22 protein-coding genes are annotated in these 26,813 nt (G+C 62.1%); 7 read left to right on the top strand and 15 right to left on the bottom strand.

Annotated elements, in window-relative coordinates:
- Positions 1–161: 161 nt before the first annotated feature.
- The 5 genes from artM to ACK3SD_RS11555 all read right to left on the bottom strand — a co-directional run bounded on the left by artM (position 162) and on the right by ACK3SD_RS11555 (position 3,884).
- A complete protein-coding gene (gene artM, locus ACK3SD_RS11575) occupies positions 162–830 on the bottom strand; it encodes an arginine ABC transporter permease ArtM (protein ID WP_137763690.1) in 669 nt (222 codons plus the stop codon).
- Positions 830–1,546 carry an arginine ABC transporter permease ArtQ gene (artQ, locus tag ACK3SD_RS11570; RefSeq protein WP_481125582.1) on the bottom strand — a complete coding sequence of 239 codons (717 nt, stop codon included), beginning with the start codon at positions 1,544–1,546 and terminating at the stop codon, positions 830–832. Before artQ ends, artM begins: the two co-directional genes overlap by 1 nt.
- A gap of 6 nt (positions 1,547–1,552) precedes the next feature.
- Entirely contained in the window at positions 1,553–2,284 is a 732-nt protein-coding gene (artJ, locus tag ACK3SD_RS11565) for an arginine ABC transporter substrate-binding protein (protein ID WP_481125581.1), read from the bottom strand.
- 18 nt (positions 2,285–2,302) lie between these two features.
- Positions 2,303–3,031 (bottom strand): arginine ABC transporter ATP-binding protein ArtP, encoded by a 729-nt coding sequence (gene artP / locus ACK3SD_RS11560; RefSeq protein ID WP_481125580.1) that lies wholly within the window; start codon positions 3,029–3,031, stop codon positions 2,303–2,305.
- A gap of 265 nt (positions 3,032–3,296) precedes the next feature.
- Positions 3,297–3,884, bottom strand: coding sequence for a lipoprotein (locus ACK3SD_RS11555; protein WP_137763686.1), 588 nt, complete (start codon positions 3,882–3,884; stop codon positions 3,297–3,299).
- Between the two features lie 123 nt (positions 3,885–4,007).
- Between ACK3SD_RS11555 and ACK3SD_RS11550 the strand changes: the two genes are divergently transcribed.
- Positions 4,008–4,331 carry a heavy metal-binding domain-containing protein gene (locus ACK3SD_RS11550; protein WP_137763685.1) on the top strand — a complete coding sequence of 108 codons (324 nt, stop codon included), beginning with the start codon at positions 4,008–4,010 and terminating at the stop codon, positions 4,329–4,331.
- Positions 4,332–4,333: 2 nt separating this feature from the next.
- Positions 4,334–5,170: an N-acetylmuramoyl-L-alanine amidase gene (locus ACK3SD_RS11545; protein WP_481125579.1), complete on the top strand. Its 837-nt coding sequence runs from the start codon at positions 4,334–4,336 to the stop codon at positions 5,168–5,170.
- Here the strand turns inward: ACK3SD_RS11545 and ACK3SD_RS11540 are convergent.
- From ACK3SD_RS11540 to poxB, 3 genes are all read right to left on the bottom strand, one after another.
- The gene (locus ACK3SD_RS11540) at positions 5,167–6,186 is read right to left on the bottom strand and encodes an NAD-dependent epimerase/dehydratase family protein (RefSeq protein WP_481125578.1); all 1,020 of its coding nucleotides are present in this window, start codon (positions 6,184–6,186) and stop codon (positions 5,167–5,169) included. The two genes, ACK3SD_RS11545 and ACK3SD_RS11540, sit on opposite strands and share 4 nt — an antisense overlap.
- Before the next feature lie 222 nt (positions 6,187–6,408).
- Positions 6,409–7,425: a low-specificity L-threonine aldolase gene (ltaE, locus tag ACK3SD_RS11535; RefSeq protein WP_481125577.1), complete on the bottom strand. Its 1,017-nt coding sequence runs from the start codon at positions 7,423–7,425 to the stop codon at positions 6,409–6,411.
- 113 nt (positions 7,426–7,538) lie between these two features.
- Positions 7,539–9,257 (bottom strand): ubiquinone-dependent pyruvate dehydrogenase, encoded by a 1,719-nt coding sequence (gene poxB / locus ACK3SD_RS11530; protein WP_481125576.1) that lies wholly within the window; start codon positions 9,255–9,257, stop codon positions 7,539–7,541.
- Between the two features lie 198 nt (positions 9,258–9,455).
- Between poxB and ACK3SD_RS11525 the strand changes: the two genes are divergently transcribed.
- Complete coding sequence (locus tag ACK3SD_RS11525) at positions 9,456–11,147, top strand: DUF2813 domain-containing protein (protein WP_481125575.1); 1,692 nt, start codon at positions 9,456–9,458, stop codon at positions 11,145–11,147.
- On the opposite strand, the gene ACK3SD_RS11520 is transcribed toward ACK3SD_RS11525, so the two are convergent.
- Complete coding sequence (locus ACK3SD_RS11520) at positions 11,144–12,097, bottom strand: VirK/YbjX family protein (RefSeq protein WP_481125574.1); 954 nt, start codon at positions 12,095–12,097, stop codon at positions 11,144–11,146. The genes ACK3SD_RS11525 and ACK3SD_RS11520 overlap by 4 nt on opposite strands.
- Positions 12,098–12,338: 241 nt before the next feature.
- The gene (gene cspD, locus ACK3SD_RS11515; RefSeq protein ID WP_137763678.1) at positions 12,339–12,560 is read right to left on the bottom strand and encodes a cold shock-like protein CspD; all 222 of its coding nucleotides are present in this window, start codon (positions 12,558–12,560) and stop codon (positions 12,339–12,341) included.
- 343 nt (positions 12,561–12,903) lie between these two features.
- On the opposite strand from cspD, the gene clpS reads away from it, so the two are divergent.
- Both clpS and clpA read left to right on the top strand, forming a co-directional pair.
- A complete protein-coding gene (gene clpS / locus ACK3SD_RS11510) occupies positions 12,904–13,224 on the top strand; it encodes an ATP-dependent Clp protease adapter ClpS (protein WP_481127540.1) in 321 nt (106 codons plus the stop codon).
- Between the two features lie 26 nt (positions 13,225–13,250).
- On the top strand, positions 13,251–15,527 hold the full coding sequence (clpA, locus tag ACK3SD_RS11505) for an ATP-dependent Clp protease ATP-binding subunit ClpA (RefSeq protein ID WP_481125573.1): 2,277 nt from the start codon (positions 13,251–13,253) through the stop codon (positions 15,525–15,527).
- 162 nt (positions 15,528–15,689) lie between these two features.
- Here clpA and infA read toward each other — a convergent pair whose 3' ends face one another.
- The 5 genes from infA to trxB form a co-directional block, all read right to left on the bottom strand.
- Complete coding sequence (gene infA, locus ACK3SD_RS11500; RefSeq protein ID WP_002211347.1) at positions 15,690–15,908, bottom strand: translation initiation factor IF-1; 219 nt, start codon at positions 15,906–15,908, stop codon at positions 15,690–15,692.
- Positions 15,909–16,110: 202 nt separating this feature from the next.
- A complete protein-coding gene (aat, locus tag ACK3SD_RS11495; RefSeq protein WP_481125572.1) occupies positions 16,111–16,818 on the bottom strand; it encodes a leucyl/phenylalanyl-tRNA--protein transferase in 708 nt (235 codons plus the stop codon).
- Positions 16,819–16,830: 12 nt separating this feature from the next.
- On the bottom strand, positions 16,831–18,546 hold the full coding sequence (cydC, locus tag ACK3SD_RS11490) for a heme ABC transporter ATP-binding protein/permease CydC (protein WP_481125571.1): 1,716 nt from the start codon (positions 18,544–18,546) through the stop codon (positions 16,831–16,833).
- Entirely contained in the window at positions 18,546–20,318 is a 1,773-nt protein-coding gene (cydD, locus tag ACK3SD_RS11485) for a heme ABC transporter permease/ATP-binding protein CydD (RefSeq protein ID WP_481125570.1), read from the bottom strand. Before cydD ends, cydC begins: the two co-directional genes overlap by 1 nt.
- Positions 20,319–20,521: 203 nt before the next feature.
- Positions 20,522–21,493 carry a thioredoxin-disulfide reductase gene (gene trxB / locus ACK3SD_RS11480; RefSeq protein ID WP_481125569.1) on the bottom strand — a complete coding sequence of 324 codons (972 nt, stop codon included), beginning with the start codon at positions 21,491–21,493 and terminating at the stop codon, positions 20,522–20,524.
- Positions 21,494–22,088: 595 nt separating this feature from the next.
- Between trxB and lrp the strand changes: the two genes are divergently transcribed.
- Positions 22,089–22,583 (top strand): leucine-responsive transcriptional regulator Lrp, encoded by a 495-nt coding sequence (gene lrp / locus ACK3SD_RS11475; RefSeq protein WP_072925842.1) that lies wholly within the window; start codon positions 22,089–22,091, stop codon positions 22,581–22,583.
- Positions 22,584–22,705: 122 nt separating this feature from the next.
- Positions 22,706–26,686, top strand: coding sequence for a DNA translocase FtsK 4TM domain-containing protein (locus ACK3SD_RS11470; RefSeq protein WP_481125568.1), 3,981 nt, complete (start codon positions 22,706–22,708; stop codon positions 26,684–26,686).
- The last annotated feature ends 127 nt before the right edge of the window (positions 26,687–26,813 follow it).

Below are 26,813 nucleotides of genomic sequence, written 5' to 3'. Positions count from 1 at the left end.
AACGGGCAGCACTGCACGGTGGCCGGGACAGGTCTCTACGCTGACATTATTTGAATTTATATGCAATAAAATTGCTTAAAAAATTAGATGAGTGGGTGAGTTTTAATCAGGTGGGCAAGATGGCAGGCAAAAAAAGGGGCGGCCAATGCCGCCCCTGGAGGTCAGTTGCGCTGTTCAAAGCGCAGCGCACGGCGCTCGATCAGCCGCATCAGCAGCGTTAGCAAACCATTGACGCACAGGTAAACCAGCCCGGCCGCGCCAAACACCATCACATCGTAAGTGCGGCCATACAGCAGCTGGCTGTGGCCCATCACCTCCATCAGGGTGATGGTGTAGGCCAGCGAGGTGCTTTTGAACACCAGCACCACCTCATTCGAGTAGGAGGAGAGGGCGCGCTTGAAGGCGAACGGCAGCAGGATGCGCAGCGACTGCATCTTCGACATGCCGAGCGCCTCGCAGGATTGCCACTGGCCGGCGGGGATGGCGCGCAGCGCGCCGTGGAACAGCAGCGTGGTGTAGGCCGCGCTGTTGAGCGACAGTGCCAGCACCGCGCAGAGCCACGGCTGCGACAGCAGGTTCCACAGCCACGGGTAGTGCTGGATGGCGGGGAACTGGCCGGGGCCGTAGTAGATCAAAAAGATCTGCACCAGCAGCGGCGTGCCGGTGAACAGCGTGATGTAACCGCGCACCAGCTGGCTGATGACCGGCGTGCGCAGCGCCAATATCAGGGTGAACAGCAGCGACAGCACCAGCGCCGCCAGCAGCGAGGCGACCGTCAGCGTCAGGCTGGTGTGCAACCCCTTCAGGATCTCAGGTAAGTACTCCAGCATCAGTGCAGCCTCTGCTCAAAACGGGTGGTGCGCTGCTCAATGCGCCGCAGCACAGCCTGGCTGAACAGCGTTACCAGCAGGTAGATCATGGCGGCGATCAGATACCAGTTAAACGGCTCCTGGGTGCGGGTGGCGATGCTTTTGGTTTGCAGCATCAGGTCATTGACGCTGATCAGCGACACCAGCGCGGTATCCTTCAGCAGCACCAGCCACTGGTTGCCGAGGCCGGGCAGCGCGTGGCGCCACATCTGCGGCATCACCAGCCTGAAGAAGATGGCGGCCTTGCTCATCCCCAGCGCCTGCCCGGATTCACGCTGGCCGTGCGGCACGGCCTTCAGCGCGCCGCGCAGCGTCTGCGAGGCGTAGGCGGAGTAGAGCAGCGCCAGCGCCACCACGCCGCATAGGAACGGGCTGACCTCAAAGTTCTCAATGTTGAGCTGCACCGGCAGCTGGAACAGGTAGAAGTTGAGGGTAAAGCCGTCCGCCAGCAGCATCAGCACCTGAGAGGAGCCAAAGTAGATGAACAGCACCACCAGAATCTCCGGCAGGCCGCGCAGCAGCGTCACCAGCCCGGTGCCAAGCCAGGCCACCGGCCGCCAGCGCACCGACTCCCAGACGGCGAACAGCATCGCCAGCGCCAGACCGAGCACCAGCGAGCAGAGCGCCAGGCCGACGGTCATGCCGGCGGCGCTGAGTAGGGGTTGGAATTCACTCATCGGGAATTACTGCTGAAACCATTTCTGGTAGATGGTTTGGTAGGTGCCGTCCTGTTTCACCTTCGCCAGTGCGGCGTCCAGCTTGCCCAGCAGGTCGCTGTTCTGCTGACGCACGGCGATGCCAAGGCCAGTGCCAAAGTAGGCGGCGTCCGTGACCTTGTCGCCCACGGCGGAGAGGTTCGGGTTCTGTTTCAGCCACTCATTCACCACCGCCGTGTCACCAAACACCGCGTCCAGGCGGCCATTTTTCAGGTCGAGGATGGCATTCTGGTAGCTGTCATACGGCACCGGGGTGATGTCCGAATGCTTCTCGGTCAGGTACTTCTGGTGGGTGGAGCCATTTTGCATACCTACGCGTTTGCCCTTCAGCGCGGCGAGGTCAGCGAACTTGCCCTTCTGCGCGACAAACAGTGCGGAGTTGTCATAGTAGGGCTTGGTGAAGGCGACCTGCTTCAGGCGCTCCGGGGTGATGTCCATACCCGAGATCACCGCGTCAAAGCGGCGGAACTTCAGGCTGGGGATCAGGCTGTCAAAGGCTTGGTTGGTGAAGGTGCAGTTGGCCTGCATCTCTTTGCACAGCGCCTTGGCGAGATCGATGTCGAAGCCCTGGATCGTGTTGCCAGCGTCCACAAATTCAAACGGAGGGTAGGAGGCTTCCGTGGCAAAGCGGATGTTCTCGGCGGCGGAGGCGGAGAGGCTGAGACCGGCAAGCACCGCGGCAACGATATATTTTTTCATTATGAACTCCGAACCAACTTAATGGGAAAGATAACTTGCAAACGCATCGGTCTGCGGCTGTGTAAAGCGGCTGGCGTCGCCCTGTTCCACGATATGCCCATTCTCCATATAGACCACGCGGCTGGCAGTTTTGCGCGCCACCTCCACCTCATGGGTGACGATCACCTGAGTGATGCCGGTACCGGCCAGCTCGCGGATGATGTCCACTACCTGGGCGGTGATGGCCGGGTCGAGGGCGGCGGTCGGTTCATCGAACAGCAGCACCTGCGGCTCCATCATCAGCGCACGGGCAATCGCCACGCGCTGCTGCTGGCCGCCCGAGAGGTGCAGCGGGAAGCGATCGGCATAGTCGGTGAGCCGCAGGCGATCCAGCAGCTTTTTCGCCCGCGCGTGCGCCTCATTCTTGCTGAGGCCAAGCACCCGGCAGGGGGCTTCCATCAGGTTTTGCAGCACCGTCAGGTGCGGCCAGAGGTTGTATTGCTGGAACACCATGCCGACATTCTGGCGCAGGGCACGGATCGCCTTTTCGCCAGGGGGCTGGGCGAAATCGAAGCGATTGCCGGCAATCTGGAGCTGGCCGGAGCGTGGCATCTCCAGCAGGTTCAGCACCCGCAGCAGCGAGCTTTTGCCCGCGCCGCTCGGCCCGAGCAGCACCAGCGTCTCACCGGCCGGGCATGAGAGCGTGATGTCAGACAGCGCCTGATGGGCGCCGTAAAAGCAGTTGATGCCGTTAAGTTGAATACTCATGCGCAGAATTTGAATAGCAATTGATGCCGCAAATGTTAACTTCCACAGAATAGTTATGCAATCATTGTGCGTTAAAATTTATTAACCACCTTGAAAGAACGGGGCGGGCAGCACAAGATGCGGTGATGGCTCCGCGTCGGCGGGATTTGTCGCCCCGCTGCCATTTAGGATAGAGAATTTGCTTGTTTTGTGCGAATTGTGAACGCGATTTGCGCCCATCGCGCAAAATCAAGCGGTTATCCTGTTGGCAGCGGCGCGTGGGACGTTAGCGCCGCTCCAGCACCTGGCGCAGGGTGCCGCTGGAGGCGAACTCCCACGGCCCGAGGTAGCGGATGTCATCCACCGTCCAGCACTCCCCCTCGCGCACCATCAATATCTCATCCTGCCACTGGGTAGCGCTCTCCGCGCCCGGCTTTTGGTTGACCAGATTGACGCGCAGCGGGATGTTGCGGGCATCGCGATTCGGGATGGTGGAGGCGTCAGCAACCGCCACCTGGGTCGGGCCATCAAACAGGCTGGAGAAGAGATCGCCATCGCCCACGCCCGGTTTCTCATTCGGCGTGGCGGCGACATCCACCCGCCGATCCTGGTAGGCGTGGCGCAGCGCCTCATACAGCGCCTGGCTCAAGTAGGGGCGGTAGGCGGCCAGCGTGGCGCTGTCTGGCACGCCGTTGCTGCGCTGCTGGATGCGGAAATCGTAGAACTGCTGGGCCACGGCATCTGGCCCGCCCGCCACGCAGGCGGTGGCGTGGCTGCCATTCTCATTGGCCTTGAAGGCCGGCTCAACGGGGGTGGTGCAGGCGCTCAGCAACAGTGCCAATGGCAGGACGGCGGCGATTACATTATTTTTCATCTCATTGCCCTATTGGAGTTTTCTACCTTGAAGACGTTAGCTTAGAGTATACGTCTGATTTCTGCTGTTGCAGGGTTTCTCGCCCGCGGCGGCACGCCATTTCCCCCATAGAAGGAGAGCCTGATGCAATTCTCAACCACCCCCACTCTGGAAGGTTTTACCATCACCGATTACTGTGGCGTCGTGACCGGCGAGGCGATTCTGGGCGCGAACATCTTCCGCGACTTTTTTGCGGGCGTGCGTGACATCGTGGGCGGCCGCTCGGGCGCCTATGAGAAGGAGCTGCGCAAGGCGCGGCAGATCGCCTTCCGTGAACTGGAGGAGCAGGCCAAGGAGCTAGGCGCCAATGCCGTGGTGGGCATTGATATCGATTATGAGACAGTCGGCAAGGAGGGCAGCATGTTGATGGTCAGCGTGACCGGCACCGCCGTGAAGGTGGCGCGCTGAGCGTGCGGCGCGCGTGGCTGCTGGCGACGGCGCTGCTGCTCACCGCCTGCCAGAGTGCGCCACCGGCCGGGCTGGAGGCGCGCGGCAATCTGTGGGTGAACCACGCCCACCCGGCGCAGGGACAGGAGCCGCGCATCCGCTTTCTGGTGATCCACTACACCGCCGATGACTTCCCGACCTCGCTGGCCACCCTGACCGAGGAGCATGTCAGCGCCCACTACCTGATCCCGGCCACGCCGCCGCAGGCTGGCGGCAAACCGGTGGTGTGGCAGCTGGTGCCGGAGTCGCAGCGCGCCTGGCATGCGGGCGCGAGCGGCTGGCGCGGACGCATCAACCTCAACGACACCTCGATCGGCATTGAGCTGGAGAACCCCGGCTTCCGGCGCACGCTGCTGGGCCGCCGCTGGTACGCCTTCCCGCCGGGGCAGGTGGCGACGCTGGCGGAACTGGCTGGCCAGATTGTGCGCCGTTATGGCATCGCGCCGCAGAACGTGGTCGGCCATGCGGACATCGCGCCGCTGCGCAAGCCCGACCCCGGCCCGCGCTTCCCGTGGCAGGCGCTGGCGGCACAGGGCATCGGGGCCTGGCCAGACCCGGCGCGCGTCACCTTCTGGCTGGCGGGGCGCGACCCGCGCCAACCGGTGGCGGAGGCCGCGTTGCTGGCGCGGCTGGCGGCCTATGGTTACCCGGTCACACCGGGGATGGATGCGCAGGCGCGGCGGCAGGTGATTGCCGCCTTCCAGATGCACTTCCGCCCGGCGGAGTACAGCGGGCAGGCGGACGCGGAGAGTGAGGCGATTGTGCGGGCCTTGCTGGAGCAGTACCCGCCGCGTGGCTAGCTGACGGCGTTCAGGCCGCGCAGTTTGCCGTGGTCACGCAGCCAGTGGGCGGTGCGCAGGATGCCCTCATCCAGCGACACCAGCGGGCGGTAACCCAACTCCTCCTGGGCGCGGCGGGTGTCCAGCGTCAGGTCAAAGTTGAGCTTGGCGACGCTGTAGTGGGTCAGCGTTGGCTCCTTGTTGGAGCTGGCGTTGAGCCGCTCCATGCCGCGCGCCAGCACATCCAGCAGGGTATAGGGCACCGAGCGGATGCGGCACGGCATCCCCAGACACTCCATCAAATGGCGCACCAGCGTGCGCAGCGGGCGCGCCTGCTGGTTGGTGATGTTATAGGCGCGGCCAGAGGCGGTGCGGCTGTTTTCGGTCGCCAGCCACATGGCGTGCACGACGTTCTCGACATAGGTCATGTCCACCAGCGCGTCGCCGCCGCGCGGCAGCAGCAGCGAGCCGTGGCGGATCATCTGCAACAGGCGCGGCAGTAGCACATTGTCATGGGCACCAAACATCCCCTGCGGGCGCAGGATGGTGAAGTGGGTCTGCGGGTTGGCGAGCGCCAGTTGCTGGATCACTTCCTCGGCCGCCGCCTTGCTGCGCGCGAAGGCGTTGGCGAAACGCTGCGGCCGGAAATCCTCATGGATATCGCGGTGGTGGCGAAAATCGAAATAGATCGCTGGCGACGAGATGTGGACGAAATTACGCACGCCATAGGCGGCGGCCCACTCACCGAGGCGGCGGGTGGCGCGCACGTTGGCTAGCTCAAAGGTCTCTTCGGCACCCCACGGCGCGGAGAAGCCGGAGCAGTGCCACAGCGTCTCCACCTCGGTCAGCATGGCGCGCGCCTGCGAGGAGACCAGATTGGTGAGGTCAGTGTGGATAAACTGCGCCCCGGATTTGGCCAGCAGCGCGCCGATGGCCGGGTTGCTCCCCGCCGCCCTGACCTTTATCCCGCGCTGTTGCAGAGAGTCGACTGCATTCCTGCCCAGTCCGCTGGTTGCCCCGGTAACCAAAAACGTCATAAATCCATCCACCAAACCCGTGCTGCGTAGGGGCGACAGCCGCCACTGCAAATAGGGTGCCATTCTTTCGTGAAAATGTGCGGCAGGCAATCCCCCCAGCGGAGCCAGAAGGGGAAAAGGCGCGCGACCGGGTGAAAAATAGGCGCGCAGCCGGGGAGCGCCAGCCTGTTATGGAGGGAAGTATAGCAGGGAGGGGCCGCCAAAAATGCGGCCCCGCCGGGGTCAGGCGTATTCCGCCATAAAGCGTTGCCACAGTGCCACCAGCCGTTGCAGATCCTGACGCGTGACATCCAGATGGGTCACGATGCGGGTCACTGGGCCAGCGCTGAGCAAGATGCCCTGCGCGCGCATCCACGGGCCAAGTGCCGCGGCCTGCGCTGGTGGCACCCGCACGAACAGGATATTGGTCTGCGCGCCCGCGCCGACCATCTCCAGCCCCAGCGCGCGCAACTGCTGCTCCAGCCACTGCGCGTTGTCATGATCCTCTTGCAGGCGCGCCACGTGGTGCGTCAGGGCGTAGCTGCCGGCCGCCGCCATGATGCCGATCTGGCGCATACCGCCGCCAGCCATCTTGCGCCAGCGGCGGGCGCGGGCGATGTAGTCGGCGCTGCCGCACAGCAGCGATCCCATCGGCGTGCCCAGCCCCTTGGAGAGGCAGAGGGTGAAGCTGTCGCAGTAGCGGGTCAGCGCCTCCAGCTCGACCCCCAGCGCCACGCAGGCGTTCATGATGCGCGCACCATCAATGTGCAGCGCCAATTGGCGCTCGCGGGTGAACTGCCACGCCTGTTGCAAGTAATCCAGCGGCAGTACCTTGCCGTTGTGGGTGTTCTCCAGACTCAGCAGCCGGGTCGGCGCGAAGTGGATGTCATCGGGCTTGATGGCCGCCGCCACCCGGTCGAGGAGCAGGGTGCCATCCTCGGCCGCGTCAATCGGCTGGGGCTGGATGCTGCCGAGCACCGCCGCGCCGCCAGCCTCATACAGGTAGTTGTGCGCCTTCTGGCCGACGATGTACTCCTCGCCGCGCTGGCAGTGGCTCAGCAGCGCCACCAGATTGGCCTGAGTGCCGGTCGGCAGGAACAGCGCCGCCTCTTTGCCAGCGCGCTCCGCCAGTTGCGCCTCCAGCGCATTCACCGACGGATCGTCGCCATAGACATCATCGCCCACCTCCGCCTGCGCCATCACCTGACGCATGGCCGCGGTTGGCCGGGTTACCGTATCACTGCGTAAATCGATCACCACTGCTCTCCTTTTCAACTGGGAAACGCCGCCCCGGCTCGGGACGGGCAGGGTTATCATAACCGGAATGGCGTGGGACAGCAGGGGGCAGTGGGGAAAAAATGTGCGGGCGGAGGTCAGCGCAGCAGGTTCTCCTTCGCCAGCTCCACCACCTCGTCACCGCGGCCATTGATCAGCGCGCGCAGCATATAGAGGCTAAAGCCCTTCGCCTGCTCGAACTTGATGGCTGGCGGCATTGCCAACTCCTGCGTGGCGGTGACCACATCCAGCAGCACCGGGCCGGGGTGCGCCAGCGCCTCTTCAATCGCCGCGTCCAGCGCCATCGGGTCCGTGACGCGGATGCCGCGCACGCCGCACGCCTCGGCGATGCCAGCAAAGTTCGGGTTGTGCAGTTCGGTGCCGTCAGTCATGTAGCCGCCAGCTTTCATCTCCATCGCCACAAAGCCGAGCGAACTGTTATTAAACACCACCACCTTCACCGGCAGCTTTTTCTGCGCCAGCGTCAGGAAGTCGCCCATCAGCATCGCAAAGCCACCGTCGCCGCACATGGCGATCACCTGCCGCCCAGGGTGGGTGGCCTGCGCGCCAATCGCCTGCGGCATGGCGTTGGCCATTGAGCCGTGGTTGAAGGAGCCGAGCAGGCGGCGCTTGCCGTTCATCTCCAGATAGCGCGCCGCCCAGACGGTGGGGGTGCCGACGTCGCAGGTGAACACCGCATCTTCGCTGGCGTGGTGGCTGAGCCGTTTCGCCAAATATTGCGGGTGGATCGGGTGGCCTGCCTTGGCGCTGGCCAGCGCGTCCAGATCGCGGCGCGCCTCGCGGTAGTGCGCCAGTGCCTTGTCGAGGTAGCGACGATCCTGCTTCACCTCCAGCTTCGGCAGCAGCGCCGTCAGGGTGGAGTGCACGTCACCCATCAGTGCCAGATCCACCGGGCAGTGCGCGCCGATGCTGCCGGGATTGATGTCAATCTGGATGATGGTGGCATCCGTCGGGAAGAAGGCGCGGTAAGGGAACTGGGTGCCGAGCAGCACCAGCGTGTCGGCGTTCATCATCGCCTGATAGCCGGAGGAGAAGCCAATCAGCCCGGTCATGCCGACGTCGTAGGGGTTGTCCCACTCCAGATGTTCCTTGCCGCGCAGCGCGTGAACAATCGGTGCCTTCAACGTCTCCGCCAGCTGCACCACCTCATCATGCGCGCCAGCACAGCCACTGCCGCACATCAGGGTGATGTTTTTCGAGCGGTTGAGCACCTCCGCCAGCGTCTCCAGCTCGCTGATGTTGGGCAGCATCAGCGGTGGCTGTGGGGCCGTCCAGCTGATGCGAGTCTCGGGTGCCGGCTTCAGAGCCACGTCGCCCGGCAGCACAATCACCGAGACGCCCCGGTTTAAAATCGCCTTGCGCATCGCAATCTCCAGCACCTGTGGCAGCTGGTCTGGGTGGGTCACCAGCTCACAGTAGTGGCTGCACTCACGGAACAGCTCCTGCGGGTGGGTCTCCTGAAAGTAGCCACTGCCAATCTCACTGGAGGGGATGTGGGCGGCAATCGCCAACACTGGCGTATGGTTGCGCTGGCAATCATACAGGCCGTTAATCAGATGCAGGTTGCCCGGCCCACAGGAGCCAGCGCACACCGCCAGCTCGCCGGTCAGCGCAGCCTCCGCACCGGCGGCAAAGGCCGCCACCTCTTCGTGGCGGGTGCCCATCCACTCAATGGTGTTCATCCGGTTGAGGCTGTCGGTCAGGCCGTTGAGTGAATCGCCGGTGACGCCCCAGATTCGTTTTACGCCTGCTTTTTCCAGTGTTTGCGCCAGCAAACTGGCAACTGTCTGTTTCATGGCTTCCCCTAATGTCTGAGATGGATGACGAAGATCTGCCGGGAGATCCCTTTCACATTTTTCTGCACAGCTAAGCATAGACGATGGCGACACGTCCGCCGGTCAGCGGAAGATCGCAGGATGGTGGCGTTCCCCTTGACCGGATGCCCGGTTTATCGCCATGCTCAAGCCAGGCGGTGTAGCCTCGGAGGCGAGTTCATGATCCTGGAACAGATTGATATTGTGGGTTTTCGCGGCATCAACCGGCTGTCGCTGTCGCTGCTTGGCGAACGCCAGCCCGGCAGCACGCTGCTGATTGGGGAGAATGCCTGGGGCAAGTCCAGCCTGCTGGATGCGCTGACGCTGCTGCTGTCACCGGAGCCACGGCTCTACCGCTTTACCGCCGGCGATTTCCACGCCCCGGCTGGCGAGGAGGGAAGCCGCGCCCGCACGTTGCAGGTGGTGTTTCGCTTTACCGAACCGGTGCCCGGCCACCTCGACCTGCCGCGCTACCGCGCGCTGGTCAGCGCCGCGGTGGCAGGTGAGGGGAACCATCGGCGGATCTACTACCGGCTGGAGGGGGCGCTGGAGGCAGATAACAGCGTGCTGACGCTGCGCAGTTTTCTCAACGCCCAGGGGGAGGCGCTGCCGCTGGCGGAGATTGACAGCCTGGCGCTGACGCTGGCGCGGCTGCACCCGGTACTGCGGCTGCGCGATGCACGTTTTATCCGCCGCCTGCGGGATGAGGCGCTGCCGCCGGACGAGGAGGGGCCGCGGCAGGCGCTAACGCGCCAGATCGCACAGCTCACGCGGCAACTGGGGCGCAACCCGCAGCGCCTCAGCAACCGGGCGCTCTACCAAGGGGTGGCGGTGATGCAGCAGCTGCTGGAGCACTACTTCACCGAACAGCATGTCACCGAGCCGCCGCAGCCCGGCCGCCACAAGCCGCCGCGTGAGGCGCACACCGAGCCGCGGCTGGCGTGGCGTTCCCTCGACACCCTCAATCAGGCACTGGCCGGGCCGGACAGCCGTAGCATCCGCATGATTATGCTTGGCATCTTCGCCGCGCTGTTGCAGGCGCGTGGCGCGGCACGGCTCTCGCCGGAGGCGCAGCCGCTGCTGTTGATTGAAGACCCGGAGACCCGGCTGCACCCGATTATGCTGTCAGTGGCTTGGGGGCTGCTCAACCAGCTGGCGCTGCAACGCCTGACCACCACCAACTCCGGCGAACTGGTGTCATTGACGCCGCTGGAGGAGGTGAGTCGGCTGGTGCGCGAACCGGGGCGGGTGGCTGCCTACCGCCTTGGCCCAACGGGGATGAACCCAGCGGACAGCCGCAAAATCACCTTCCATATCCGCTACAACCGCCCGGCGGCGCTGTTCGCCCGCTGCTGGTTACTGGTAGAGGGGGAGACCGAGGTGTGGATCCTCGGCCAGTTGGCGCGCCAGTGCGGCTTCCACTTTGAGGCGGAGGGGATCAAGGTGATTGAGTTTGCCCAGTGCGGTTTGCGTCCGCTGCTAAAATTTGCCCGCCAGATGGGCATTGAGTGGCACGCGATGGTGGATGGCGACGAGGCCGGGAAGAAGTACGCCGCCACCGCTCGCGAGATGGCCGGGCGCGCCAACGAGCCGGAGCGCGATCGCCTGACCGCGCTGCCTGCCCCGGACATGGAGCACTTCCTCTACCGCGCCGGGTTCAGCGACGTCTACCACCGGGTGGCGAACCTGCCGGCCACGGTGCCGATGTCCGCGCGCCGCATCATCCACCGGGCAATCCAGCGCAGCTCCAAGCCCGATTTGGCAATTGAGGTGGCGCTGGCCGCCGGACAGCGCGGGCCAGAGGCGATGCCGCCGCTGCTGCGGCAGATGTTCTCCCGCGTGGTGTGGCTGGCGCGCGGCCACGCCGACTAACGCGCCGGGAAGTGGTGGTCAACGCCCGCGTCAATGCCATCCAGCAGCGCGTAGCGGCGGCGATACTCGGCGCGCTTCTTGCTGGCGATCTCCTCCATGCTTTTGCGCGCGGGTGTCAGCGGCAGGCTGAAGTAGCCCTCGGCCTGCTGCTCCGCCCCCAGCGAACGCCAGAAGCTGTCATAGTCGGCGTGTAGCTGTCCCTGCTTCTTCTTGTTGTAGCGCCAGCTCTGGTAGATGTGGGTCTGGTTGCCGACCGCCAAGATCTGCGTCATGCCCAGCTGGCTCGCCAGCCGGCAGAGCGCCTGCACCGCCAGCCGTTTCGGGAACAGCCCCTGACAGGCCTTGGTCGCCAGCTGGATGGCGTCATGCCCCAGCTTGCGATGCGCGCCCTGCAAGCCGCCAATGAACAGCGTTGGCTGCCCCTGATAGTGCATCAGCGTGAAGGTGATCTCTGCCAGAACGGTGCCATCCTGCTGGCTGAAGAGCAGCGTCGCCTCGCCCTCTTTGTCCAGCTTGCCGATAGCGCTGAGCGCCAGGGTGTAGCGCTCGCCCTCCTTGCCCTCCACCTCGGCCAGCGGGTAGGGCTGGTGGTCGAGGTAGCCGAGGCGCATCGCCTCCGGCATCGCATGGTTGATCAGCTGATAGTGATCGCACAGCGCCTGCAACGCCTGCTGGGTGCCGAGGTTGACCGCCAGATAGGGGCGATGCAGCTTGCAGGGCAGGTTGGGCTGGGCGCGCATCATCTCCGGCAGTAGCGGGTGCTGCACCAAGGCATTGAGCAGGGTGCGGGTGGTGCGCAGGTGCAGCGCGCTGCGCAGCAGGAACTTGAAGCGGTAGCCGGTGAACTGCCAGAGGAAACCCGGCATGATGCGGCCGCTCACCAGCCCGGTCGCCAGCCGCCAGGGCGTTTGTCGGCGCAGGTGGGTAAGCGGCAGGTAGAGGTGTGTCATGGCAATGGTCCAAAAAAAGTGCGTTGGGCGCATTTCAGCAGGCACTGACTAAACCGCGCCTCAATACCGGCGGGCGAAGGGAAAAAGTTAACGGGGAGTTGAGGTCTGGTTTATGTTGCGTGGCAGCGCGAGGGTGAAAAAAGATGAAAATTTAACCTTGAAAGCGCCTGCGACGCCCCCATCTGTAAAAATGCCAGTCAATTGACTGGCATTTTGAGGGACGTCGCCACAATCCAGGCAGTCAGGCAAGCGCGTCGTTGGTCTGAGGAATAATGAGGCTCGCATGGTTTCCTTTCGGCCCCTGATGGACATCGAAGCTGACCTGCTGTCCTGCTTTCAGTGTCCGGTAGCCATCCATCTGGATGGTGGAATAGTGGGCAAAGATATCTTCGCCGCCATTCTGCGGGCAGATGAAACCGAAGCCCTTGGCATTATTGAACCACTTAACAGTACCCGTCTCCATGCTTCTACATCCCTCGCGTCTCTTTTGTAGGTGAGAGGTAAGTTTTTTTATTGCGTGAAGGCTGATTGATTAAAACTCCATCAGTTCACGATTTTACACTCTAGTGGAATTGATTTTCACGTCAAGGGATCGCCATTTTCTCGGCCCGACCAGTTGTTTAAACTTTGAAGCAGATAACGCTATTGGCTTTCTGCGGACAAATTTTATACTCTCAGCGAAGGGGCCGCGCCGCCGCGCATCAGCGCGGGAAGATGGTAAACTAAGGAGTGAAGCGTGTACGCTGTACAGACATCCCCCGCCCCGGCGCGGGCATCCAACACAGACAATTGATGACGAGCAAGCAATGGGCAATAATCAGGATTGGCTAAATTTTGAGCACTTAATCCAGGATCAGCATTTGGATGCGGTAAAACCGCCGTCCATGTATAAAGTTATACTTAACAACGACGATTATACGCCGATGGAATTTGTGATTGACGTTCTTCAAAAGTTCTTTTCTTATGATATTGAACGTGCAACGCAACTGATGCTCACTGTGCACTATAAAGGAAAGGCCATCTGCGGCGTCTTTACCGCCGAAGTGGCAGAGACCAAGGTCGCGCATGTGAATCGCTACGCGAGGGAGAACGAGCATCCGTTGCTTTGTACGCTGGAAAAAGCCTGAAAGGGCAATCTATTGGGGAGGTGCTTATGCTCAATCAAGAACTGGAACTCAGTCTCAACATGGCTTTCGCCAGAGCGCGCGAGCACCGACATGAGTTTATGACCGTGGAGCACCTGTTGCTTGCGCTACTGAGCAACCCTGCGGCGCGCGAGGCCCTTGAGGCTTGCACCGTCGATCTGGTGGCGTTGCGTCAGGAGCTGGAAGCCTTTATCGAACAGACCACACCGACCCTGTCGGCCAGTGAAGAGGAGCGCGACACCCAGCCGACGCTTAGCTTCCAGCGCGTGTTGCAGCGGGCCGTGTTCCACGTTCAATCCTCCGGGCGCAACGAAGTCTCCGGCGCCAATGTCCTGGTCGCAATCTTCAGCGAACAGGAGTCGCAGGCTGCTTATCTGCTGCGCAAGCATGACGTAAGCCGCCTTGACGTGGTGAACTTCATTTCCCACGGCACGCGTAAAGACGAACCGGGCCAGGCTCCCAATGCGGAAAACCCGGTCAACGAAGAGCAGTCGGCAGGGGAAGACCGTATGGAAAACTTCACCACCAATTTGAATCAGCTGGCGCGCGTCGGCGGTATCGATCCGCTGATTGGCCGCGACAAAGAGCTGGAGCGCGCCATCCAGGTGCTGTGCCGCCGCCGTAAAAACAACCCACTGCTGGTGGGTGAGTCTGGCGTCGGCAAAACCGCCATCGCGGAAGGGCTGGCCTGGCGCATCGTGCAGGGTGACGTGCCGGAAGTGATGGCTGACTGCACCCTCTACTCCCTCGATATCGGCTCATTGCTGGCCGGCACTAAATACCGCGGCGACTTTGAGAAGCGCTTCAAGGCGCTGTTGAAACAGCTCGAGCAGGATCAGAACAGCATCCTGTTCATCGATGAGATCCACACCATCATCGGCGCGGGCGCGGCCTCCGGCGGGCAGGTGGATGCCGCCAACCTGATCAAGCCCCTGCTGTCGAGCGGCAAGATCCGGGTGATTGGCTCCACCACCTATCAGGAGTTCAGCAACATCTTTGAGAAAGACCGTGCGCTGGCACGCCGTTTCCAGAAGATTGACATCACTGAACCGACCGTGGAAGAGACGGTACAGATCATCAACGGCCTGAAGCCGAAGTATGAGGCCCACCACGACGTGCGTTATACCGCGAAAGCGGTGCGTGCTGCGGTGGAGCTGGCGGTGAAATATATCAATGACCGCCACCTGCCGGACAAGGCGATTGACGTGATTGACGAAGCCGGCGCCCGTAGCCGCCTGATGCCGGTCAGCAAGCGCAAGAAAACCGTCAACGTTGGTGACATTGAATCCGTGGTGGCGCGCATCGCGCGTATCCCGGAGAAGACCGTCTCCGCCAGCGACCGCGACGTGCTGAAAAATCTCGGCGACCGCCTGAAGATGCTGGTGTTTGGCCAGGATCCGGCCATCAGCGCCCTGACCGAGGCGATCAAGATGAGCCGCGCTGGGCTGGGCCACGACCGCAAGCCGGTTGGCTCCTTCCTGTTTGCCGGGCCAACCGGGGTCGGGAAAACCGAGGTGACGGTACAGCTCGCCAAGGCGCTGGATATCGAATTGCTGCGCTTTGATATGTCCGAGTATATGGAACGCCATACCGTCAGCCGCCTGATTGGTGCGCCTCCGGGCTACGTCGGCTTTGATCAGGGCGGCTTGCTGACCGATGCGGTGATCAAGCATCCGCACGCGGTGGTACTGCTGGATGAGATCGAGAAAGCGCACCCGGATGTCTTCAACCTGCTGTTGCAGGTGATGGACAACGGCACGCTGACCGATAACAACGGCCGCAAGGCGGACTTCCGCAACGTGATTCTGGTGATGACCACCAACGCCGGGGTACGTGAGACTGAACGTAAGTCGATTGGCCTGATTCAGCAGGACAACAGCACCGACGCGATGGAAGAGATCAAGAAAGTGTTTACCCCAGAGTTCCGTAACCGTCTGGATAACATTATCTGGTTCAACCACCTGTCGAGCGAAGTTATCCAGCAAGTGGTCGACAAGTTCATCGTCGAGTTGCAGGCCCAGTTGGATGCGAAAGGCGTCTCGCTGGAGGTCAGCGACGAGGCCCGCGACTGGCTGGCAGTGAAAGGCTACGACAAAGCGATGGGTGCCCGCCCGATGGCGCGCGTCATGCAGGAGAACCTGAAGAAACCGCTGGCAAACGAGTTGCTGTTCGGCAGTCTGGTCGATGGCGGCTCGGTGAAGGTCGAGTTGAACAAGGCCGAAGACCGGCTGACCTACGAATTCCTCAGCGCGCAGAAACGCAAAGAGGAGGGGGTCGTCCACTGATCCCGGTCTGAAAAAGCCGAAAGAGCGATAGTGATATCGCTCTTTTTTTTCGCCCAAAACCGGCTGGCGGCGCACATAACAAAACGCCCTGACCGTTGCCGGCAGGGCGGTTGGGACTTAGGTCCTGAGTATTTCGCCGGGAATCAGCGAGACGTGCGCCGATTAACGGCTACGGAAGACAATGCGGCCTTTGCTCAGGTCGTACGGGGTCAGCTCAACAGTGACTTTGTCGCCCGTCAGGATACGGATGTAGTTTTTACGCATTTTACCGGAGATGTGCGCGGTAACCACGTGTCCGTTTTCCAATTCAACGCGGAACATGGTGTTCGGCAGCGTATCAAGCACGGTGCCCTGCATTTCAATATTGTCTTCTTTGGCCATCGAGTCCTCTAGGTTTTACTACCTTAGTTTTTAACCGGCAAGATAATGCCGAAAATCCCACATTATGTAAAGGAGGCATTCGCTCCGCCCTAAATGGTTGTTAAACCGGGCCTGGTGGGAGAGGCAGCCAAAAACATACATAAATCAGGGGTATGGTGTATAGAAATGATACCATACTTCTGCCGGGGACATGGAATTAATTTCACACACTTGCCGGCAGTTGCAGCGCCTGTGGCTGCCAACAGCCAGCCGGCAGCGCTTGCCGTTGCAGTTGCCGCAAGGCAGAAAGAAAGTGGTGGCGCGGGATCTCCGTTGCCCCCAATGAGGCGGTGTGGTCATTCAGCACCTGGCAGTCGAGCAGTTGGCCGCCCTGCTGCACGAAGTGGTGGCAGAACATCACCAGCGCCGCTTTGGAGGCGTTGGTGCGGCGACTGAACATCGACTCGCCGCAAAACAGCGCCCCCTGCGCCACGCCATACATCCCGCCCACCAGCTCACCCTCCTGCCACACCTCAATTGAGTGCGCGATGCCCTCCCGGTGCAGCTGCTGATAGGCTTCCGCCACCGCCGGGCCAATCCAGGTGCCGTCGCTGCGTGCCTCGGCACAGGCGGCAATCACCTGGGGGAAGGCGTGGTTAAGGGTGAACTGGAACGGGCAGTGGCGCAGGAAGCGGCGCATACTGCGGCTGATGTGCAGCGCATCGGGGAACAGAACCGCGCGCGGGTCGGGCGACCACCACAAAATCATCTCGCCGGGGTTGTACCACGGGAAGATGCCGCTCTGGTAAGCGAGCTTCAGCCGGGCAGGGGAGAGATCGCCACCCACCGCCAGCAGTCCGTTAGGCTCCCGCAATGCCCCTTCAGGCGGCGGGAAGAGCAGGGAGTGGGGGGTGAGTTGCACAACGCGCATAGTGATCCTTACTTAACCCAGACGCCGCATAAAGTGGGCATACCGGCCACCGGCTGCCAGCAGTTCGGCATGGTGGCCCTGTTCAATGATGCTGCCATTTTCCATGACGCAGATGCGATCCATCTCCTGAAGCCCGTGCAGGCGGTGCGTGACCATCACCAGCGTTTTGCCAGCGCAGTGGCGGCGCAGTAGGGCAAGGATCTGCCGCTCGGTTTCTGCGTCCAGTCCTTCGGTCGGTTCATCCAGCAGCACCAACGGCGCATTGTGCAGCAGGGCGCGGGCGATGCCGATGCGCCGCTGCTCGCCGCCGGAGAGCGGGCGGCCGCCTTCGCCCAGCCAACCGTTCAGGCCGCTTCCCTCCAGCAGCGCCCACAGCCCCACCTGGCGCAGCACCTCGGCCAATTGGGCGTCATCGGCGGTGGGTGCCGCCAGCCGCAGGTTGTCGCGCAGCGTGGTGTTGAAGATGTGCACCCGCTGTGGGATCAGGGTGACCTGCCGCCGCAGCGTGGCTTCATCGTACTCCGCCAGCGCGTGACCGCCGAGCCGGATCTGGCCCGCGGGCGCATCCCAGGCGCGGGTCAGCAGTTGTAGCAACGTTGACTTGCCGCAGCCGGTACGCCCCAGCAGGGCGATATGCTCGCCTGCCGCGACCGTCAAATTTAGCCCCTCAAGCACCGGCTGCGGCTGACCGGGGTAACTGAAGCGCACGTCCGCCATTGCCAGCGTTGGTGCACCCGCGGGTGTCACGCCAGCGGCCGGAAAACGTACCTCTGGCGGCTGGTGGGTAACGGCATGGAGCCGCTCAGCGGAGGCGATGACATGCCCCAGATGCTGGAAAGCGGTGGCGACTGGCCCTAGCGCCTCAAACGCCGCCAGAGTAGTGAACAGTACCAGCGCCACCTGTGCGCTGCTCTCTCCCAGCTGCCCGGCGGCCAGCCAGAACATCAGGGTCACGGTCAACCCGGTAGCCGCCAGCAGCAGCGCCTGTGCCAGTCCAGTGAGCATCGCCTGCCGCTGCTGTTGCCGCTGCCACTGCTGCTCCGTTTCGGTCAGCGTTGCGCGAAAACGACCGGCCGCGCCGTAGAGGGCCAGCTCCGCTTGCCCCTGTAACCAGGCGGTGAGCTGGATGCGATAGTCAGCGCGTAGCCCGGTCAGCGCCCGGCCAATGGGTTGGCCAGCGCGGTAAAACAGCAGCGGCAGCAACAGCAGCAGCGCCAGCAGGATGACCGCCAGCGTCAGCGCCAGTGTGATATCCAGCCAGCCGAGGGCCGCGCACACCACCACAATCACCGCCAGCGCCGCCGCCAGCGGCGAAAGCACCCGCAAATAAAGGTGATCGAGCGTATCGACATCCGCCACCAGCCGGTTGAGCAGATCCGCCTGACGGAAACGCGCCAGCCCCGCCGGCGACAGTGGCAGCAAGCGGGCGAAGGTGTCCACCCGCAGGTGGGCAAGCACCCGGAAGGTGGCATCATGGCTCACCAGCCGCTCGGCATAGCGCCCGGCAGTGCGGAAAATCGCCGCCCCACGCACCCCGGCGGCGGGCAGCATATAGTTGAAGCTGTAGAGGCCCGCCAGCCCGGCCAGCGCCGAGGCGGCCAGGAACCAGCCGGAGAGCGCCAGCAGGCCGATGCTCGCCAGCAGGGTAATGATTGCCAGCAGCAGGCCGAGCAACATCCGACCACTGTGGCGGCGGTAGAGGGCCAGATAGGGCAGAAGCACACGCATCAGAGTTCCCCGTCGCGTTGGGCCAGCAGGCGTGCGAAGGGGCCGCCTTGCTGTTGCAGTTGCTGATAGGGGCCGCGTTCGACAATCGCGCCCCGTTCCATCACCCAGATCTCATCGCAGTGCCGGGCATCTTCCAGCTGGTGCGTCACCAGCAGCGTGGTCTGGCGCGCCGCCGCCATGGTCAGCGCGGCCATCACCCGCTGTTCACTATGGGCGTCGAGGCTGGCCGCTGGCTCATCCAGCAGCAGCAACTGGCTCGGCGCCAGCAGCGCCCGCGCCACCGCGACACGTTGCGCCTGGCCGATGGAGAGGCCGGCGGCATGGTCACCCACCGGTGTCTCCAGTCCGGCTGGCAGCAGCGGCAAGAACTCATCGACATACGCCTGTGAAACCGCGTGTGCCACCTCCGCCTCGCTGGCCTGTGGGCGGCCCAACGTGATGTTCTGCCGCAGCGTCGCCGCTGGCAAATGCGGGTTCTGCCCCATCCACGCGAGGTGCCGCCGCCAGCTGGCTACCTCCAGCGTATGCAGTGGCTGCCCATTGGCATCCAACTCACCACGGTAGGGCAGGAAACCGAGCAGGGCGTTGAGCAGCGAACTCTTGCCCGCGCCGCTTAGCCCGACAATCGCCACCCGCTGGCCGGCCGCGATCTGGAAGCTCAATGGCCCTGCCAGCACCGTGCCCTCCGGCGAAAGGATCTCCAGCCCCTCCGCTTTCAGTGCAATCGGCGCATCCGTTTCAAAGGAGACCTGCCCCTGCCCATGTTGTGGTGGCGTGGGCGCCTCCTCAAGGAGTGTGAACAGTGACTCGGCAGCACCCACTGCCTGCGCTTTGGCATGGTAGAAAGTGCCGAGATCGCGCAGCGGCTGGAAGAACTCTGGCGCGAGGATCAGCGCCAGAAAACCCGCGAACAGCGTCACGCCACCGCCATAGCTGCCGAAGTGCAGCTCGCCCAGATAGGAGAAACCGAAGTAGACCGCGACCAGTGCGATGGAGAGGGAGGCGAAAAACTCCAGCACGGCGGAGGAGAGGAATGCCAGCCGCAGTACTTCCATTGTTCGGGCGCGGAAATCCTCGGAGGCGTGGCGGATGGCGTCGGTTTCGGCGGCGGCGCGGTGGAACAGGCGCAGCGTCTCCAGGCCGCGCAGGCTGTCCAGAAAATTGCCGCTCAACCGCGCCAGCGCGGCGAAGTTACGGCGGTTGGCATCTGCCGCCCCCATGCCGACCAGCGCCATAAACAGCGGGATCAGCGGTGCGGTGAGCAGCAGAATCAGCCCGGCCGCCCAGTTGATGGGGAAGAGGCATAGCAGAATCAGCAGCGGGATGACACCGGCCAAAAACATCTGCGGCAGATAGCGCGCATAGTAATCTTGCATATCATCAATCTGCTCAAGCACCAGCGTCGCCCAGCTGCCGGCCGGGCGGCCATTGATCCAGGCCGGGCCGAGTTGCGCCAACCGGTCGAGCACCGCCTGGCGGATCTGTCGGCGCACGCTCAGGCCGCAGCGGAAGCCCACTTGCTCACGTCCTAACGCCAGCAGCGCGCGTAGTAAAAAGGAGAGGGCTAGCAGCAGAAACAGCGGAAGCAGGCGGTTATGCGGTGTCGCTTCCATGATCAGCCCATGCAGCAGGGCCGCCATCAGGCCAGCCTGCATCAGAATCAGCAGCGCGCTGAACAGGCCCAGCAGCATGGAGAGTTGCAGCCAGCGACGCGCGGGCGCGCGCTGCTGCCGCAGCCATCGAAGCAGTTGTTGTTGTCGAGTTTTTGTCATCAGCCATCTGTCATCGCACAACATGCAGGACGTGCATGGCGGTCACATGCGCCCTGGCGCATGGAAGTTATGGCACGAGGCCAAATCCCTGATCGTTTGGAGGTCTATTTCGATCGCGCACATGTTACCGCGTCCGTGGGGCGGCTGAAAATAATAAGGCGGCCCGAAGGCCGCCTTTTTTTGCGTGAGGAGCGGGGCGCGGGTTACTCGTTGTTGCAGGCCGCGGCTAGGCCGTCCAGGTAGCGCTCCGCATCCAGCGCGGCCATGCAGCCGGTGCCGGCGGAGGTGATCGCCTGACGGTAGTTGTGGTCCATCACGTCGCCGGCGGCAAACACGCCAGGGATGCTGGTCTGGGTAGCGTTGCCGTGGATACCGGACTGCACCTTGATGTAACCATTCTCCAGCTCCAGCTGGCCGTTGAAGATGGCGGTGTTCGGGCTGTGGCCGATGGCAATGAAGACACCCGCCACATCAACTTTCTCCAGCTGGTCAGTCAGTGCGTTGCGCAGGTTGACGGCGGTAACGCCCATCTGGTCGCCCAGCACTTCATCCAGAGTTTTGTTGGTGTGCAGCACGATGTTACCGCTGGCCACTTTGTCGTGCAGCCGGTCGATCAGGATCTTCTCGGCGCGGAAGGTGTCGCGGCGGTGAATCAGATGCACTTTCGCGGCAATGTTGGAAAGGTAGAGCGCCTCTTCCACGGCGGTGTTGCCGCCGCCGACCACGGCGACTTCCTGGTTGCGGTAGAAGAAGCCGTCACAGGTGGCGCAGGCGGAGACGCCGCGGCCCTTGAATGACTCTTCCGACGGCAGGCCCAGATAGCGGGCAGATGCGCCGGTGGCGATAATCAGGGCGTCACAGGTGTACTCGCCGTTGTCACCCGTCAGGCGGAACGGGCGGTTCTGCAGATCCACGCTGTGGATGTGGTCAAACAGGATTTCAGTGTTGAATTTAGCGGCATGTTCATGCATACGCTCCATCAGCAGCGGCCCCGTCAGTCCTTCCGGATCGCCCGGCCAGTTCTCAACGTCAGTGGTGGTGGTCAACTGGCCACCTTTCTCCATGCCGGTAACCAAAACCGGATGCAGGTTGGCGCGCGCTGCATAGACCGCAGCGGTATAACCTGCCGGGCCTGAGCCTAAAATCAACAATTTACTGTGTTTAACCGTACTCATGAATTCTTATCTCCGCGTGGGACGACATGCAATGAAAACGATTGTAGGGAAATAATCGCGTTAACAAAAGCCTCAGCCGCTGTTGTTATCAATTTGTTTGATAGTTTTTGCCTATTTTTGATGGGTTGATACAGGAAATTTTCGCCAAAGTGTGCTACCCACCAAATTTGGCTGGGTGTGCCATGTGCCAGTAGGAAGTGCTGCCATTTCAAGCCCCATCGGCTCTGGGCCGTGATGGCCCTCTCGTCAGGTAGTAGGGGAATTCACTGCAAAAATGGGAGTGATTATTTTTTAATCTGGCACGTTCTTCTGATTTTGGTTCTTTTACTTTGACAATCGGCTACGCATTTGCGAAAACATCTGTGTAAGAAGAAATTAAACCCGCGCAAATGGCCCCGCCAGTCGCAACTGGCAGGACATTCAGTGATTAATTCTTCTCTCAGCCAGATTTCATCGTGGCAAGGTACCAGTTGACAGGCAGGGGCCAGGCTGACGATGGGCAAGGGCAATTGGGTATTCGCTTGGGACAACCCTTAACACATTGAAGTTGGCAGGGTGTGTAAAGACAGGGAAGAACAGAAGAGAGACAATAATAATGGCAGACAACAAAAAACGACCGGGAAAGGACCTCGACCGGATAGATCGCAACATCCTGAATGAATTGCAGAAGGATGGCCGCATCTCCAACGTCGAACTTTCCAAACGGGTAGGCTTATCCCCTACGCCATGCTTGGAGCGTGTCCGTCGCCTGGAACGGCAGAATTTCATTCATGGCTATACCGCACTGCTCAATCCTCACTATCTGGATGCCTCGCTGCTGGTCTTCGTGGAGATCACGCTGAACCGTGGCGCACCGGATGTTTTTGAGCAGTTCAACGCCGCCGTACAGAAGTTGGAAGATATCCAGGAGTGTCATCTGGTCTCCGGTGACTTCGACTACCTGTTGAAGACCCGTGTGCCGGATATGTCCGCGTACCGCAAGCTGCTGGGTGAAACGCTGTTGCGCCTGCCGGGCGTGAATGACACCCGTACCTATGTGGTGATGGAAGAAGTCAAACAGAGTAACCGTCTGGTCATCAAGACCCGGTAAACGCTGCAGGTGCAAAACCTGAAGAGATTCGCTACACTGCTGTTTATCCATACAGCCCACGCGCCGGGAAGGGTTCCCGGCGCGGTTGTTATTTCCGTTCACAGGAACCTGGAGAGCCTTTCTTGAGCCAGGAATACACAGAAGATAAAGACATTGGCCTGAAAAAGCTCAGCAGCAGCCGGCGGCTCCTTGAAGCCTTGCTGGTGGTGATTGCGCTTTTCGGGATTTATCTCATGGCAGCGCTGCTCAGTTTCAACCCTTCTGACCCAAGTTGGTCACAGACAGCGTGGCATGAGCCCATCCATAATCTGGGGGGCGGGGTAGGGGCGTGGTTGGCCGACACCCTGTTCTTCACCTTCGGCGTGTTTGCCTACGCCATTCCACCGCTGATGGTTGTCAGCTGTGTGGTGGTCTACCGGCAGCGTGGCAGCCGTGACTACATCGATTTCTTTACGCTCTCCCTGCGGCTGATCGGCCTCCTGGCGCTGGTGCTTACCTCATGTGGCCTGGCGGCGCTGAACGTTGACGATCTCTATTACTTCGCCTCGGGCGGGGTAATTGGCAGCCTGATAAGCAACGCGTTGACGCCGTGGGTCAATGCCATGGGCGCCACGCTGGCGCTGCTGGCGGTATGGGCGGTAGGGTTTACCCTGTTCACCGGCTGGTCCTGGCTGACCATCGCCGAGCGCATCGGCGCGGTGGTACTGGGTGCCGGTACCTTTATGACCAATCGCTCCCGCCGTGACGATCGTTATGAGTATGATGACGAGGATGAGGCGTTCGATGACGCGTCCACACCGGCCAGCCACGCCCGTGAAGAGGCGCCACTGCCGCACCTGACGGCTGACGACGACGTACTTTTCTCTGCGCCTTCTGCCGCACAACCTGCGTCTTCAGCCGCACCCTCTGCGCCAGCTGCCGCGCAGCCTGTGGCCCAACCCTCCGCGGCCCCGGCTGTGCCAGCAGAGGCCACGGCCGTAGCGGCAGAGCGTGTGACGGCGGCTGCCAGCGTAGAGGCGGCACCTGCACCGGCCCTGCACCACGTCGAGGTGCAGACTGCCGCACCACAGACTACGCCTGCGCCAACCCAACCTACGCTGCCAGCGGCAGAAGAGGATGAGGGGCCACGGCTAGGGAATTGGCATGAGACAGAGAGCGCCCGTTCGCCATTCGATTTCAGCGCCGCACAGCGCGACAGCGATGAGCTTCCCGCCAGCGATGCCACGGGCAGTGATGGCGACGTACCCTTTATGCCAGCCTTCAGTGCGGTCAGCGACACCAATCCACAGGTGAAGCAGGGCATTGGCCCAGAGCTGCCCCGCCCGAACCCGGTACGTATCCCGACCCGTCGGGAGCTGGCCTCCTATGGCATTAAATTGCCTTCGCAACGTCAGGCGGAGCAGGCCGCACGTGAGGCTGCTGTCTCCTCCTCGCCGGAAGAAGAGGAAGCTGGCGAACAGGAAGCACTAGGACGGGCCTTCGCCGAGCAGCAACAGCAACGCTATGGCACACCGTCTGCGCCTGAGGCCGTGCACGCCGAGCCGGATGAAGAGGCGCAGCAGGCTGAACTGGCACGCGCTTTTGCCGCTCAGCAACAGCAGCGCTATGGCAGTGAAGAGCGTGAGACGCCACCTTCCGTGCCAGTGACTGACGCCCTGCACGAGGATGAGGACGCGCTTCGCCAGGCCTTTGCGGCCCGCGAAGAGGCGCGCTACGGTGCTTCGCCGAAGGCAGCCTCGCCGCTCTCCTCCGTCACGCCAGCCGCCGTGGCGACGGTAGCGGCCACTACGGCGGCTGTCAGCCAGGCGGGCAGTGCTTTTACCTTCTCTCCAGTAACGGATGAGACCCCGTCTGAACCGCTGTTTACGCTGCCGACTGAATCTTCCACACCTGCGCCCGCCTTTGCCCCGGCTTCGGCCGCGCAGCAGACGGCCTCTTACCGCGCGGAAACCACGTCCTTCACGCGCCCTAATGCGCCGGTACAAAGCGAAACCGCTGAACCACGTCCGGTTACGCCGACCAGTTCTTCGTATCGCAGCGAAACCGCTGAAGCGCGTCCGGTTGCGCCAGCGAGTTCTCCGTATCGCAGCGAAACCGCTGAAGCGCGTCCGGTTGCGCCAGCGAGTTCTCCGTACCGTAGCGAAACCGCTGAAGCGCGTCCGGTTGCACCAGCGAGTTCTCCGTATCGCAGCGAAACTGCTGAACCACGCCCGGTTACGCCGACCAGTTCTTCGTTCCGTAGCGAAACGGCTGAACCACGCCCGGTTACGCCAGCGAGTTCGCCGTACCGTAGCGAAACCGCTGAATCACGCCCGGTTACGCCGGCCAGTTCGCCGTACCGTAGTGAAACCGCTGAATCACGCCCGGTTACGCCGGCCAGTTCGCCATACCGTAGCGAAACCGTTGAATCACGTCCGGTTGCGCCAGTGAGTTCTTCGTATCGCAGCGAAGCGACAGGCACCTCCTACACAGAGGAGCGGCCTGCCGCCAGCCGGCCGGTGATCGCGCCGCAGGTTGAGGAGACCTACACGCCGCCTGCGGAAGAGGCGCCGAAACAATCGGCAATGGACAGCCTGTTCCACCCGTTTTTGGTGCGCAACGACCAGCCGCTGGAGAAGCCGACCACGCCGCTGCCGACGCTGGATCTGCTGACCGCCGCCCCAAAAGAGGTGGCACCGGTGGATATGTTTGCCCTTGAGCAGAAGGCCCGACTGGTGGAAGCCTCGCTGGCGGACTACCGCGTCAAGGCTGATGTGGTGGACATCCTGCCGGGGCCGGTCATTACCCGCTTTGAGCTGGATTTGGCACCGGGTGTTAAAGCCGCACGTATTTCAAACCTTTCACGCGATTTGGCGCGCTCGCTCTCTACCTCCGCAGTGCGTGTGGTGGAAGTGATCCCTGGCAAGCCTTACGTGGGCCTGGAACTGCCTAACACCAAGCGTCAGACCGTTTACTTGCGTGAAGTGCTGGACTGCCCGGCCTTCCGGGATAACCCGTCGCCGCTGTCGGTGGTGCTGGGGAAAGATATTTCGGGTGAGCCAGTGGTGGCTGACCTAGCGAAAATGCCTCACCTGTTGGTGGCCGGTACTACCGGCTCCGGTAAATCGGTGGGCGTTAACGCCATGATCCTCAGTATGCTCTACAAGGCGAAACCGGAAGATGTCCGCTTCATCATGATCGATCCGAAGATGCTGGAACTGTCCGTGTATGAGGGCATCCCGCACCTGCTGACCGAAGTCGTTACCGATATGAAGAAGGCTGCCAACGCGCTGAACTGGTGCGTGGGCGAAATGGAGCGTCGCTACAAGCTAATGTCCGCGTTAGGCGTGCGTAACCTCGCCGGTTACAACGAACGGGTGGATCAGGCCGAAGCAATGGGCCGGCCCATCCCAGACCCGTTCTGGAAACCGACTGACAGCATGGACATCACGCCACCGGTATTGGAGCGCGAGCCTTATATCGTGGTGATGGTCGATGAGTTTGCTGACCTGATCATGACGGTCGGCAAGAAAGTGGAAGAGCTGATTGCGCGCCTGGCGCAGAAAGCCCGTGCCGCCGGCATCCACCTGGTGCTGGCGACGCAGCGGCCGTCGGTGGATGTGATTACCGGCCTGATCAAGGCCAACATCCCGACCCGTATCGCCTTCACCGTGTCGAGCAAAATCGACTCCCGTACCATTCTGGATCAGGGTGGCGCGGAGTCTCTGCTCGGCATGGGTGACATGCTCTATATGGCGCCAAACTCCTCAATACCGGTACGTGTGCATGGTGCCTTCGTGCGTGATCAGGAAGTGCATGCCGTAGTGCAGGATTGGAAAGCGCGTGGCCGCCCGCAGTATATCGACAGCATCACCAGTGGTGCGGAAGAGGGTGAGGGCGGCGGCGGCCTGGATGGGGACGAGGAGCTGGATCCGCTGTTCGATCAGGCGGTCGCCTTTGTCATCGACAAGCGCCGCGCCTCTATCTCCGGCGTGCAACGCCAGTTCCGCATCGGCTACAACCGGGCGGCGCGCATTATCGAGCAGATGGAGATGCAGGGTATTGTCAGCGAGCCGGGCCACAACGGCAACCGCGACGTGCTGGCCCCTCCGCCGCACGAATAACCTCCAACGTTAAGGGCCGCTTTTGCGGCCCTTATGCAAAGATGCGTAAAAGCCAGCGTTTTGAGATAAATAGCCTACCTGCCGTGCAAAATAATCCGTTAAAGTTTCTTCACTTAGCTAACCTTAA

This window comes from Chimaeribacter sp. YP20170169, from assembly GCF_056739715.1.
Note: the sequence above shows the minus strand (reverse complement) of the source record. Positions and strands in the feature narration are given on the sequence as shown.